Here is a 12,821-nt window from a genome sequence, read left to right on the forward strand (position 1 = left end):
CCCGCCCCCCGCCCCGGGGGGGCCCGGGGGGGCCCCCCCCCCCCCGCCCCCCCGCCCCCCCCGCGCCCGGGGGCCCCCCCCCCCCCCCCCCGGGGGGGGGGCGGCGACCTCACCGATCGGCCAGCGCCTGCTCGGCAGCGGCGAGCCACACCCGCCACTGGCCGGCCTGCTCGTCGGCCTTCTTCGCCCGCTTCGCGTCGCCCGCGGCGCGCGCCTTCTCCGCCTGCGCCTCGAACTGCTCGACGCGCTCCCGGAACTGGTCGACGCGCGCCTGCGCCTCCGGGTCGGTGCGCCGCCACTGCGCGTCCGAAGCCGACCGCACCCGGTCCGCGACCGTGCGCAGCCGCCCCTCCAGCTCCCGCATCCGCTCGCGCGGGACCTTCCCGATCTCGTCCCAGCGCTGCTGGATGCGCTGCAGCTGCGCCTGTGCCGCGTTCAGGTCGGCACCCGGGTCGATCGCTTCCGCCTCGACCAGCAGCGCTTCCTTGTGCCGCGCGTTCTCGGCGAACTCGGCGTCGCGCTCGGAGAACGCCGCCGACCGGCGGGCGAAGAACGCGTCCTGCGCGGTCCGGAACCGCTGCCACAGCGCGTCGTCGCTGTCCTTCGGTGCCCGGCCGCTCTCCTTCCACTCGGCCATGAGCTCCTTGTAGCGCGCCGCCGTCGCTCCCCAATCAGTGGATTCGGTGAGCGCTTCGGCGGCCTCCACGAGCTCCTGCTTGCGGGCCTTCGCCGCGGCCCGCTGCCGGTCCAGGTCGGCGAAGTGCGAACCGCGCCTGCGGTTGAACGCGTCGCGGGCCTTGGAGAACCGGCGCCACAGCTGCTCGTCGGTCTTGCGGTCCACGCCGCGCACCGACTTCCACTCCTCGAGGATCGCGCGCAGCCGGTCACCGGCGGACTTCCAGTGCGTCGCCTCCGCGGCGATCTCCTCGGCCTCGGCGGCGAGCGCCTCCTTGCGGGCCACCGCGTCCGTGCGGGCCTGCTCCTTGTGCGCCTTCGCCTCCTCGACCGCCTGCTCGGCGTGCTGCACGAGGTGCTCCGCCAGCGCGCCCAGCGCGGCCAAGTCGCCGACGACGGCGGCCTCCGGCAAGCCGTCGCGCAGGTGCTTGGCGCTGGTCAGCGACTGCTTCGCGTCCCCGGACCGGCTGTTGAGCCGGTTCTCCAGCAGTTCCGCCTCGGTGCGCAGGTCGTCGAACTTCCGCGCGAAGTGCGCCAAGCCCTCGGCGGGCTCGCCGGCTTGCCAGGAACCGACCTCGCGCTCCCCGTCGGCGGTCCGCACCCACACGGTGCCCGCCTCGTCGACGCGACCCCACCGCTCCGGGTGCGTCGACGCCGTCGGGACGGAGGGGGCCGTCGAGGTGGACCCGGTCCCAGCGGCGGCCGCGGCCGCGTCGGGCGTGGCGCCCGCAGTGCTGTCGGGGGTCGTGTCCTGGTGCGTCATGACCGGAATCCTCCTCGGGTACCCGCTTCGGTGCCCGTGCCGGGCACGGGCGCCCCGCACGTGCGGGGCCGGTACGCGGCGATCCGGACCCCGGTGACGAGTCCGATCTCCGCTGGCGCATTCAAACAGGTCGGCACCCGCGCCGGAATTCCGGCGTTCCTCCGCGCGGTTCGCCCGGTCGCGCGGAGCGGCCGCGGGCGGGTGCCTCGAACGCCCGCCTCCGCCGATCGGATGCCTGCTCCGCTCACCGCTGACCGTGACCTCTACCGTGCACGGGTGTGATCACCCGCATCGCCGTGGTGCCCTACCCGCCGCTGCTCGTCCCCGAACTGACCGTGCGGTCCACTTCGGTGATCGAGCCCGTGCGGAGCGCGTGCCTGCGCGCCACCACCATTTTGACCGAATCCGCAACCGAATGGGTGGCGGTCGGGGTAGATCGTTCCGGTCCTCCCGAACTCGGGCCGGGCACGACGGGCACCTTCGCCGGGTACGGCGTCGACGTCCCGGTCTCGCTGCACGAGAGCGAGCGCACCACCCCCGACCCGGACCTGCCGCTGCCGGCGCTCGTCGCCGGACTGCTGCGTGCGCAAGCCGGGGCCCGGTCCGTGCGGATGCACCTGCTGGATCCCGACGCGCCCGCCGAGCAGGCCGCTGAACTGGGTGAACGGCTGGACGCCTCCGGGACGGAGACCGCGCTGCTGGTGCTGGCCGAAGGCGGCAGCCACCGCGACGAGCGTTCCCCGCACCCGCCGGACCCGCGGGCCGAAGTCCTCGACGAGGTGCTGCGCCGCGCGCTGCGCGACGTCGACCGCGCCGCCCTGCTCGGCCTCGACCCCGGCGAATGCGCCGAGCTGGGCGTGCACAGTCGCGCCGCGTGGCAGGTCGCCGCCGGGGCCGCCGCGCGCGGGACCTGGCAGGCCGAACCGCTGTACTCCGACACGCCGCTGGGCATCACCTACCACGTCGGCGTCTGGACCCGGACCGGCTGACGGCCCGCCGCGACCCCGGCCGGTGGCACTACAGTCCCCACCGTGTCCGCCGCATCCCCAGCTCGACCGGTGGCGATCGTCGGGCCCACCGCCACCGGCAAGTCCGACCTCGCCGTCGAGGTCGCGACCGAACTCGGCGGTGAGGTCGTCAACGCCGACGCGATGCAGCTCTACCGGGGCATGGACATCGGCACCGCGAAGCTCCCGCCGGGGGAGCGGCACGGCGTTCCGCACCACCTGCTCGACGTGCTGGACGTGACCGAAGCCGCCTCGGTGGCCGCCTACCAGCGGGACGCGCGCGCCGCCGTCGAGGACGTCCTCGCCCGCGGCCGCACCCCGGTGCTCGTCGGCGGCAGCGGGCTGTACGTGCAGGCCGTGCTCGACGACCTGCGGTTCCCCGGCACCGACCCGCAGGTGCGGGCGCGCTGGGAGGCCGAACTCGCCGAACGCGGGCCGGACGCGCTGCACCGCCGACTCGCCGAGCTCGACCCGTCCGCCGCCGAAGCCATCCTTGCCTCCAACGGGCGACGCATGGTGCGGGCGCTGGAGGTCATCGAGATCACCGGCGAACCGTTCTCCGCGAACCTGCCGGTGCCCGGACCACCGCGTTACGGCACCGTGCTCGTCGGGCTGGACCGGCCCGTCGCGGAACTCGACGACCGGGTGGACCGGCGCGTCACCCGCATGTTCGACGACGGGCTGGCCGCCGAGGTCCGCGAACTCTGCGAGCAGGGCCTCCGCCACGGGCGCACCGCCTCCCGCGCCCTCGGCTACCAGCAGGTGCTCGCCGAACTCGACGGGTCCGGGGACATGGCCGCGGCCGCCGCCGAGACCGCCCGGCTCACCCGCCGGTTCGTGCGCAAGCAGCGCTCCTGGTTCCGGCGCGACGACCGCATCCGGTGGCTGGCGCCCGAACCGGCGAGCGCGGTGCCCGCCGTCCGCGCACTGCTGCGCACGTAGACTCGTCGACGTGCGGTTTTCCGAAGGACCAGAGTTCGCCAAGGGCCACGGCACGCAGAACGACTTCGTCGTGCTGCCCGACCCGGACGGCGAGCTGAAGCTCACCGACGCGCACGTGCGCGCCCTCTGCGACCGGCGCCGCGGGTTCGGAGCCGACGGCGTGCTGCGCGTCGTCCCGACCGCCGCCATCCCGGACGCACCCGCCGACCTTCACCCGGACGTGTGGTTCATGGACTACCGCAACGCGGACGGCTCGATCGCCGAGATGTGCGGCAACGGGGTCCGCGTCTTCGCCCGGTACCTCGTCGACTCCGGGCTCGTCACCGGCACCGAGTTCCCCGTCGGGACCCGCGCCGGGCTCCGGCAGGTCCGCACCCACTCGGACGGCGGCAGCACCGTCGACATGGGCGCTGCGAACGTGTTCGGCGAGTCCGCAGCGACCCTCGCCGGGCGGGACTTCCCCGGCCTGGTCGTGGACCTCGGCAACCCGCACCTGGCGTGCGTCACCGACGCCGACCTCGACGCGCTCGACCTCGCCGGAAGCCCCGCGCACGACTCCGAGGTGTTCCCGAACGGCGTCAACGTGGAATTCGTCCGCCCCAGCGGGCCCGGGCGGGTGCGGATGCGGGTGCACGAGCGCGGCGTCGGCGAGACCCGCTCTTGCGGAACCGGCACCGTCGCGGCCGCCGTCGCCGCCCTCCGCGCCGACGGCGAGACGACCGGGATCCGCACCGTCGACGTCCCCGGCGGCACCGTGCAGGTCGAGGTGACCGGCGCGACGACCCTGCTCACCGGGCCCGCCGTGCTCGTCGGCGGCGGCCGGATCGACGCCGGCTGGTGGCGGCAGCTCGCGGGCGGCTGATCCGCATCCGGACGCGGTCACCCCGGTCGAAGGGTGAAAACCACTCGCGTGCCGTGGGACAATGGTGTCGATATGAAGAAATCCGCACTGTGGTCACATGAGGCGGGCACCCGCGACGGGAACGCTCGCACGGCATCCGACGTCGGGCGGGACGACCTCCCCGAGGACTCCCGCTACGACGGCGGCCACTTCGACTCCTTCGACGACGGTCCGTTCGACGACCGCTTCGACGACGGTGAGGTCGACTTCACCGCCGACTCCTACTCCGACGACCCGTCCGCGGGTGAGATGGAGCTAGAAGAGCGCAACTCGCTGCGCCGCGTCGCCGGGCTGTCCACCGAGCTCGCGGACATCACCGAGGTCGAGTACCGGCGGCTGCGCCTGGAGCGCGTGGTGCTGGTCGGGGTGTGGACCGAAGGCGACGCCGAGCATGCCGAGAGCTCGCTGGCCGAACTGGCCCGCCTCGCCGAGACGGCAGGTTCGGAAGTCCTCGACGGGCTGGTGCAGCGCAGGCCGCGGCCCGACCCGGCTACCTACGTCGGTTCCGGCAAGGTCAAGGAGCTGCGCGAAGTCGTCATCTCCACCGGTGCGGACACCGTCATCTGCGACGGCGAGCTCTCCGCGGGCCAGCTGCGCCAGCTGGAGGACAAGCTGAAGGTCAAGGTCATCGACCGGACCGCGCTGATCCTGGACATCTTCGCCCAGCACGCCAGCTCCAAGGAGGGCAAGGCGCAGGTCGAGCTCGCCCAGCTGCAGTACTTCCTGCCGCGGCTGCGCGGCTGGGGCGAGGCGATGTCCCGGCAGGCTGGCGGTCGTGCCGGTGGTGCCAACGGCGGCGTCGGCACCCGCGGTCCCGGTGAGACGAAGCTGGAGACCGACCGCAGGCGGATCCACAAGCGCATCAGCAAGCTCCGCAACGAGCTCAAAGCCATGAGCACCATCCGCAGCACCAAGCGCGGGCGGCGCGAGGCGCAGCGGGTGGCGGGCGTGGCCATCGCCGGGTACACCAACGCCGGCAAATCCAGCCTGCTCAACGCGCTCACCGGTGCCGGAGTGCTCGTCGAGGACGCGTTGTTCGCGACCCTGGACCCGACGACCCGCCGGGCCGAGACCCCCGACGGCAGGCCCTACACGTTGACCGACACCGTCGGGTTCGTCCGGCACCTGCCGCACCAGCTGGTGGAGGCCTTCCGCTCCACGCTGGAGGAGGTCACCGGCGCCGACCTGCTGGTCCACGTGGTGGACGGTTCCGAACCGCAGCCGCACGAGCAGGTCGCGGCGGTGCGCACCGTCGTCTCCGACATCGCCGAGGAGCACGGCGCTCCGGTGCCGGAGGAGCTGCTGGTGGTGAACAAGGTCGACCAGGTCGACGCCACCCGCCTCGCCGAACTGCGGCAGCTGCTGCCCGGTGCGGTGTTCGTCTCGGCGCACAGCGGCGAGGGCATCGCCGCACTCCGCGAGATCATCTCCGACCGGCTGCCGAGGCCGGACGTGTTCATCGACGCGCTGGTGCCGTACACCCGAGGTGAGCTGGTCGCCCGGGTGCACGCCGAAGGCGAGCTGGTGGCCGAGGAGCACACGGCCGACGGCACCAGGGTGCGGGCCAAGGTCCGGCCCGACCTGGCGGGAGCGCTGCAGCCGTTCGTGGCCGTCGGATGAGCGGCGTGCGGCCGGCTTCCGCCCGCGGCCGCGTGCTCGCGGTGCGGCTCACCCCACCCGTGCGGTGAGCGGCCTGCGTCGGCGGCGCCGAGCCCCGGCCCGGTCGGTGCGGCGGGGGAGCGCGCTGTCCGCGGTCGTGGTGCTGTGCGGGCTCGGCACCGGGGCTCCAGGTGCGGCCGCGGCACCGGAGCCGCCTGCTCCCGTGCAGCGCTGCCGGGTGACGGACCCGGGACTGACCGAGTTGTCCGGCCTGGCCTCGGACGGCCGGTATTGGTACGCGGTCGACGATGGCGGCAGCTCGTTGCGGGTCGCCCTGCTCGACCGCGACAGCTGCGAGGTGCGGGCGGAGTGGACTTCGCCGACCGACCCCTACGACGTCGAGGACTTGGCGTTGGCCCCGGACGGTGCGGCGTGGCTGGCCGACACCGGTGACAACCGGCGGACTCGCTCCACCGTGGCCCTGCACCGGTTGACGGCGGACGGCGACTCGCAGCTGTACCGGCTGAGCTACCCGGACGGTCCGCACGACGCCGAGGCACTCCTGCTGGACCGGGCCGGGACACCGCACGTGGTCACCAAAGAACCGTTCGGCATGGCCTTCGTGTACCGCCCGGCAGAGCCCCTGGTCGCCGGCGGGACGGTGTCGTGGGAGCGGGTCGGGGAGCTCGCGCTGCCCACCACCGACTCCCCGGACGGCCCGATCAAGGGCATCGGCACCCGGTTGGTGACGGGTGGTTCGGTGAGCCGGGACGGCACGTTGATCGCGCTGCGCACCTACACCGAGGCCTACCTGTTCCACGCACCCGACGGCGACGTGCCCGCGGCGCTGCGGCGCCCGCCGGTGGCTCTGCGGCTGCCGTCGGAACCGCAGGGCGAGGCGATCGCGTGGGAGCCGGACGGGTCGCTCGTGACGAGTTCGGAAGGACTTCAACCGGTGTACGTGCTGCCCGGGGCCGCGGCCCTGCTGGCGACGGGTGCCGAACCCGACCCCTCCGCGGCGCCCGGGACACCCGCCCCCGGCGTTTCGGAACCCGCCGAGGGCGAACAACCGGCTCCTGGGTCGGACGACGCGGCGGACGGGTCCGTGCTCTCCACCGCCCCCGCGCTCGTCGTGGCCGGTGGGCTGGCCGCCCTGCTGCTGTACTTCCTGGTCCGGATGCGCCGCCGCTGAGAACCCATCTCGGGCGCGCGGCCCGGGCGGTCCACCGGCCGGACGGCGCCCCGGATCAGAGCCGGCGCAGCACCGCGACCACCTTGCCGAGGATCGTCGCGTCGTCGCCCAAGATCGGCTGGTAGGCCTCGTTGTGCGGCACCAGCCAGACGTGCTCGTCGGTCCGCTTGAAGGTCTTGACCGTGGCCTCGCCATCGATCATCGCCGCTACCACGTCGCCGTTCTCGGCGTCCGGCTGCTGGCGCACCGCCACCCAGTCGCCGTCGGTGATGGCCAGGTCGGTCATCGAGTCGCCGACCACCTGGAGCAGGAACAGCGAGCCCTCGCCGACGATCTCCTTCGGCAGCGGGAAGACGTCCTCGACCGATTCCTCGGCGAGGATCGGGCCGCCCGCGGCGATCCGGCCCACCACCGGGACGTAGGCGGGCTTGGGGCGCCCGGCGAGCTCGGTCTGCTCGGAATCGGCCACCAGCACGCCGACCGTGCGCGGGCGGTGCGGGTCGCGCCGCAAGAAGCCCTTCCGCTCCAGCACCCGCAGCTGGTAGGCGACGGACGAGGTGGACGTCAGGCCCACCGCGTCGCCGATCTCCCGCACGCTCGGCGGGTAGCCGTGCTCGCGCATCCAGCTGCGGATCGCCTCGAGCACCTTGAGCTGCCGGTCGCTGAGCTCGTCGGTACCGGGCTGCTCGGGGACCGCCGGGGCGCTCGTCGACTCCGCCGCGATGCCGCCCTTGATGTCGGTCACGATCGCCTCCGCGCCGCGAGAACCGTTCGCCGACCCGGCGTCGCCGGACGTGCCGCCGAGTTCGCCGTTGATCGATTCGGTCGTGTTGCTGACCACCACTGCCTCCTGTCCTCGTGAACGGGACTGCTCGTGACTCCGATTTCCACAGTAGACGGGCTGAAGTGGAAGATCAAACACCTGTTCGAGTTAATTTGGCCGCGACTCTGGCCTTTTCCGGCACTGCTGGTACACAATCGCACGCAGGTTCGATCGAACACCTTTTCGATCATGGAGCGATCGCCGGGCCGTCCCGAGGTCCTGGTGTCTGGAGGTGCTCATGGTGGCGATGTCCGGTGCGGTGTCCCGGTCGCGATCCGGCGCTGCGACGATGGAGCCGTCCGCGGCTCCGATCGGTCGGCCGCGCGCGGAGCGCGGGGATGCGGTGCTTTCCGTCGAGGTGGCGGCGGCCCCGTCCGCCCCGGTCCTCGTGGTCGCGCGGGCGCGGTGGTTCCGCCTGGCCCGCGAGTGCGCCTGGCTCGCCGCCGTGGGTGCCTGCGCGTTCATCGGGGTCCTCCTGTTCGGCTTGCTCGCGCTGGACTCGGGTGCGCGGCCGGTGCCGGACGCCACTGCGGTCGTGCGGGTGGCCGAGGGCGACACGCTGTGGTCGATGGCCGCCCGGTTCGCTCCGGACAGTGATCAGGGTGCGGTCGTTGACCGGATCGTGGAGCTGAACCGGCTCGACCCGGCGGCGCCCGCGTTGGGTGGCGCGCTCGTCGTGCCGGCGCAGCGGGGCTGACCGCCCGGGGCGCGTTCGAGGGTGGTTCGCGGGCGTCCCGGGAGGGCTTCCGCAGGTCGTCGGGTTCGGTGTCACTCGACCGGGGAAGACGGGGTGGGTCGGTTTGCTTCCCGTGTGGGGGCGGATTAGAGTCGACCACAACATCTAGTAGTTACGCCGGTGTAGTTACTCCACGGGTTGGGATCGCGGAGTGTTCGCGCATCCACGGACCGTGAGTCGCGCCGGTGAGCTCGATGGTGTGGATGACGATGATGCCGGGGAGGGGGTGAGTCCGATGCGGTGCCCGTTTTGCCGGGGCGATGATTCGCGAGTGGTCGACTCGCGCGAGGTCGAGGAGGGCCAGGCGATCCGGCGCAGGCGATCCTGCTCGTCGTGCGGTCGCCGGTTCACCACGATCGAGGAACTCGTGCTGTCGGTGGTGAAGCGCTCCGGCGTCACCGAGCCCTTCAGCCGCGAGAAGGTGGTGCGGGGCGTGCGGCGCGCCTGCCAAGGCCGCCCGGTGCAGGAGGACGCGCTGCAGCAGCTCGCCCACCGCGTCGAGGACGCGGTCCGCTCCCGAGGTGTGTCGGAGTTGTCCAGCCACGAGGTGGGACTCGCGATACTGGGGCCGCTGCGGGAGCTCGACGAGGTGGCGTACCTCCGGTTCGCGAGCGTGTACCGGGCGTTCTCCTCCGTCGAGGACTTCGAGGAGGAGATCGCCGACCTCCGGGCCGCCGCCGGCGCAGGCGCGGTCCCGCAGGTCGCCGAGGGGAGCACCGGTGGCTAGGTCGAAGCGGCGGCACGTCAGGCGCGAGCCGTCGAATGCGGGTGGGATGCACCAGCGCCGCCCGGGGAGCACCCCGGACGACGCCGGGAACGCACGAGCGAGCAACAGGGAAGAGGGACAGGTCATGACAGAGACCGTGGGCAGCCCGGCCGGCGCCGCGGGGGAGCCGGATTCAGATGCCCGCACCGAGGGCATCCGGGTGCAGCGCGTCTACACCACCGAGGGGGTGCACCCCTACGACGAGGTGTCGTGGGAGCGCAGGGACGTGGTGATGACCAACTGGCGCGACGGTTCGGTCAACTTCGAGCAGCGCGGGGTCGAGTTCCCCGACTTCTGGTCGCTGAACGCGGTCAACATCGTGACCAGCAAGTACTTCCGGGGGGCGCAGGGCACCGCGCAGCGGGAGAGCAGCCTGCGGCAGCTGATCGACCGGGTCGTGCACACCTACGTGCGCGCCGGCGTCGAGCACGGCTACTTCGCCACCGAGGCGGACTCGGAGATCTTCGAGCACGAGCTGACCTGGATGCTGCTGCACCAGGTGTTCAGCTTCAACTCGCCGGTGTGGTTCAACGTGGGCACCAGCTCGCGCCAGCAGGTCTCCGCCTGCTTCATCCTGTCCGTGGACGACACGATGGAGTCGATCCTCGACTGGTACAAGGAAGAGGGCCTGATCTTCAAGGGCGGTTCCGGCGCCGGCCTGAACCTGTCCCGGATCCGCTCCTCCCGCGAACTGCTGTCCTCCGGCGGCACCGCCTCGGGCCCGGTGTCGTTCATGCGGGGTGCGGACGCCTCCGCGGGCACCATCAAGTCCGGCGGTGCGACCCGCCGGGCGGCGAAGATGGTCATCCTCGACGTGGACCACCCGGACGTCGAGGAGTTCATCGAGACCAAGTCCAAGGAAGAGGGCAAGATCCGCGCGCTGCGCGACGCGGGATTCGACGTCGACCTCGGCGGCGCCGACATGTCCTCGGTGCAGTACCAGAACGCGAACAACTCGGTGCGCGTCACCGACGAGTTCATGCGCGCCGTGGAGAGCGACGGGCCGTTCAACCTGCGCGCCCGCACCGACGGCTCGGTCGTGGACACCGTGCAGGCCCGCGACGTGTTCCGGAAGATGGCCAAGGCGGCGTGGGAGAGCGCCGACCCGGGCATCCAGTACGACGGCACGATCAACGACTGGCACACCGCGCCGGAGAGCGGCCGGATCTCGGCCTCCAACCCGTGCTCGGAGTACATGCACCTGGACAACTCCAGCTGCAACCTCGCCTCGCTGAACTTGATGAAGTTCCTGCGCTCGGATCTGACCTTCGACGCGGAACTGTTCGAGAAGGCCGTTGAGCTGGTCATCACCGCGATGGACATCTCGATCAGCTTCGCGGACTTCCCGACCGAGGCGATCGGCGAGACCACCCGCAAGTTCCGCCAGCTCGGCATCGGGTACGCGAACCTGGGCGCGCTGCTGATGGCCACCGGGCACGCCTACGACTCCGACGGCGGGCGCGCGCTGTCGGCGGCGATCACCTCGCTGATGACCGGCACCGCGTACAAGCGTTCGGCGGAGCTCGCCGGCGCCGTCGGCCCGTATGAGGGCTACGCCCGCAACGCCGACGCGCACCAGCGCGTGATGCGCAAGCACGCCGCGGCCAACGACCTGGTCCGCACCTACCACCGCAACGACGTGGCCGTGCACAAGCTGGCCACCAAGGTGTGGCAGGACGGCCTGGAACTCGGTGCCCGCAACGGCTGGCGCAACGCGCAGGCCTCGCTGCTGGCCCCGACCGGCACCATCGGCCTGATGATGGACTGCGACACCACCGGGGTCGAGCCGGACCTCGCGCTGGTGAAGTTCAAGAAGCTGGTCGGCGGCGGCTCGATGCAGATCGTCAACCAGACGGTCCCGCGCGCGCTGAAGGCGCTGGGCTACCAGGAAGAGCAGATCGAGGCGGTCGTCGAGTACATCGCCGAGCACGGCCACGTGGTGGACGCGCCCGGCCTGCGCCCCGAGCACTACGAGGTGTTCGACTGCGCGATGGGTGAGCGCTCCATCGCGCCGATGGGCCACGTGCGGATGATGGCCGCGGTGCAGCCGTTCCTGTCGGGCGCCATCTCGAAGACGGTCAACATGCCGGAGGCCGCTTCGGTCGCCGACGTGGAGGAGATCTACTTCGAGGGCTGGCGGCTCGGCCTCAAGGCCTTGGCGATCTACCGGGACAACTGCAAGGTCGGCCAGCCGCTGTCCGCGGGCAAGGGCGACAAGGGCACCGCGGAGAAGGCCGTCGAGAAGCAGATCGAGTACCGCCCGGTCCGCAAGCGCCTGCCGAAGAAGCGCCCGAGCCAGACGGTCTCGTTCACCGTGGGCGGTGCCGAGGGCTACCTGCACGCCGGTTCGTACCCGGACGACGGTCTCGGCGAGATCTTCGTGAAGCTGGGCAAGCAGGGCTCGACGCTGGCGGGCGTGATGGACGCCTTCTCGATGTCGATCTCGGTGGGTCTGCAGTACGGCATCCCGCTGGAGTTCTACGTCTCGAAGTTCCAGAACCTGCGCTTCGAGCCTGCGGGCATGACCGACGACCCGGACGTGCGGATGGCGGGCAGCGTCCTCGACTACCTGTTCCGCAGGCTGGCGCTGGACTACCTGCCCTACGAGAAGCGCGCGCAGCTGGGCATCTTCACCTCCGAGGAGCGCACCGCGCAGACCGCGGAGTACGACTCGGGTTCCACCGGCGGTGGTGAGGTCGACCTCGACACCATGCGGTCCACGGTGGACTCCTCGGTCGCCGAGTCGCGGCGCGAGGGCGAGGAGCCCCGCGCGGGCAGCTCCACCGAGCTGCTGGAGCTGCGGCTGGGCAAGGCCGCGGACGCGCCGTTGTGCATGACCTGCGGCACGAAGATGCGTCCGTCCGGTTCCTGCTACCTGTGCGAGGGCTGCGGTTCCACCTCGGGGTGCAGCTGACCTCGTGACGGGGCGCCGACCTGCGGGTAGCGGCGCCTCACCGACGCGGAGGGTGGTCCGGCGCGATGCCGGGCCACCCTTTTCGCGCGTACGAGCGGCTGGGTTCCGGACTCAGCCGTGGCGGGAGAGCAGGTGCGCCGCGGCGGCGACTCCCGCGGTCGCGGTGACGACCGCGGGCCAGGCCCCGATGCGCCGGGCCAACGGGTGCGACCCGGCGAGCCCGGCGGCGTAGGCACCGCCGAGCAGCAGCGCGCGACCGGTACCGCCGCGCCGTCGGCAGCTCTCCACCGCGGCCAGCCCGCCGGCCCCGGCGACCAGCCCGCTCCACGAGCGGTGCCGCTGCACCCGGGTGACGGCGAAGCCGCCGATCAGCCCGGCGGAGCTGAGCAGGGCGGGCGGAACGCTGCGCATGGCGAATCCTCCTGCTGGTCCGGATCGTCGTGCGCCGACTCTACCGGCGGACGTGCCCGGGGCGGATCGTCGCCGGAACCTGGTCCGGTGAT

At 72.4% G+C, this 12,821-nt stretch carries 11 protein-coding genes; 8 read left to right on the forward strand and 3 right to left on the reverse strand.

Going from position 1 to position 12,821, the window contains the following annotated elements:
• Positions 1–109: 109 nt before the first annotated feature.
• Entirely contained in the window at positions 110–1,438 is a 1,329-nt protein-coding gene (locus LCD33_RS04375; protein WP_224955368.1) for a DUF349 domain-containing protein, read from the reverse strand.
• Between the two features lie 278 nt (positions 1,439–1,716).
• Here LCD33_RS04375 and LCD33_RS04380 point away from each other — a divergent pair, with 278 nt between their 5' ends.
• The 5 genes from LCD33_RS04380 to LCD33_RS04400 all read left to right on the forward strand — a co-directional run bounded on the left by LCD33_RS04380 (position 1,717) and on the right by LCD33_RS04400 (position 7,079).
• A complete protein-coding gene (locus LCD33_RS04380) occupies positions 1,717–2,427 on the forward strand; it encodes a hypothetical protein (protein ID WP_224955369.1) in 711 nt (236 codons plus the stop codon).
• A 42-nt stretch (positions 2,428–2,469) separates the two neighbouring features.
• On the forward strand, positions 2,470–3,387 hold the full coding sequence (miaA, locus tag LCD33_RS04385; protein WP_224955370.1) for a tRNA (adenosine(37)-N6)-dimethylallyltransferase MiaA: 918 nt from the start codon (positions 2,470–2,472) through the stop codon (positions 3,385–3,387).
• A 10-nt stretch (positions 3,388–3,397) separates the two neighbouring features.
• Entirely contained in the window at positions 3,398–4,249 is an 852-nt protein-coding gene (gene dapF, locus LCD33_RS04390) for a diaminopimelate epimerase (protein WP_224955371.1), read from the forward strand.
• Positions 4,250–4,537: 288 nt separating this feature from the next.
• Positions 4,538–5,908 carry a GTPase HflX gene (gene hflX, locus LCD33_RS04395; protein WP_224955402.1) on the forward strand — a complete coding sequence of 457 codons (1,371 nt, stop codon included), beginning with the start codon at positions 4,538–4,540 and terminating at the stop codon, positions 5,906–5,908.
• A gap of 64 nt (positions 5,909–5,972) precedes the next feature.
• On the forward strand, positions 5,973–7,079 hold the full coding sequence (locus LCD33_RS04400; protein ID WP_224955372.1) for a hypothetical protein: 1,107 nt from the start codon (positions 5,973–5,975) through the stop codon (positions 7,077–7,079).
• A gap of 55 nt (positions 7,080–7,134) precedes the next feature.
• On the opposite strand, the gene lexA is transcribed toward LCD33_RS04400, so the two are convergent.
• On the reverse strand, positions 7,135–7,803 hold the full coding sequence (lexA, locus tag LCD33_RS04405) for a transcriptional repressor LexA (protein WP_224955403.1): 669 nt from the start codon (positions 7,801–7,803) through the stop codon (positions 7,135–7,137).
• 442 nt (positions 7,804–8,245) lie between these two features.
• Between lexA and LCD33_RS04410 the strand changes: the two genes are divergently transcribed.
• The 3 genes from LCD33_RS04410 (at position 8,246) to LCD33_RS04420 (ending at position 12,318) form a co-directional block, all read left to right on the forward strand.
• Complete coding sequence (locus LCD33_RS04410; protein WP_224955373.1) at positions 8,246–8,599, forward strand: LysM peptidoglycan-binding domain-containing protein; 354 nt, start codon at positions 8,246–8,248, stop codon at positions 8,597–8,599.
• Positions 8,600–8,873: 274 nt separating this feature from the next.
• Positions 8,874–9,365, forward strand: a complete 492-nt coding sequence (gene nrdR, locus LCD33_RS04415) for a transcriptional regulator NrdR (protein WP_224955374.1) — start codon at positions 8,874–8,876, stop codon at positions 9,363–9,365.
• Between the two features lie 124 nt (positions 9,366–9,489).
• On the forward strand, positions 9,490–12,318 hold the full coding sequence (locus tag LCD33_RS04420; RefSeq protein WP_224955375.1) for a vitamin B12-dependent ribonucleotide reductase: 2,829 nt from the start codon (positions 9,490–9,492) through the stop codon (positions 12,316–12,318).
• Between the two features lie 111 nt (positions 12,319–12,429).
• Here the strand turns inward: LCD33_RS04420 and LCD33_RS04425 are convergent, their stop codons facing one another.
• On the reverse strand, positions 12,430–12,729 hold the full coding sequence (locus tag LCD33_RS04425; protein ID WP_224955376.1) for a hypothetical protein: 300 nt from the start codon (positions 12,727–12,729) through the stop codon (positions 12,430–12,432).
• Positions 12,730–12,821 lie beyond the last annotated feature (92 nt).

The sequence above is a fragment of the Saccharopolyspora sp. 7B genome, assembly GCF_020177435.1.
Classification (GTDB): Bacteria; Actinomycetota; Actinomycetes; order Mycobacteriales; family Pseudonocardiaceae; genus Saccharopolyspora_C; species Saccharopolyspora_C gregorii.

Bases quoted from the DNA above. Each gene is read 5' to 3' on its own strand.
- LCD33_RS04375 (WP_224955368.1), bottom strand. From the start codon at position 1,438: ATGACGCACCAGGACACGACCCCCGACAGCACTGCGGGCGCCACGCCC.
- hflX (WP_224955402.1), top strand. From the start codon at position 4,538: ATGGAGCTAGAAGAGCGCAACTCGCTGCGCCGCGTCGCCGGGCTGTCC.
- nrdR (WP_224955374.1), top strand. From the start codon at position 8,874: ATGCGGTGCCCGTTTTGCCGGGGCGATGATTCGCGAGTGGTCGACTCG.
- LCD33_RS04420 (WP_224955375.1), top strand. From the start codon at position 9,490: ATGACAGAGACCGTGGGCAGCCCGGCCGGCGCCGCGGGGGAGCCGGAT.
- LCD33_RS04425 (WP_224955376.1), bottom strand. From the start codon at position 12,729: ATGCGCAGCGTTCCGCCCGCCCTGCTCAGCTCCGCCGGGCTGATCGGC.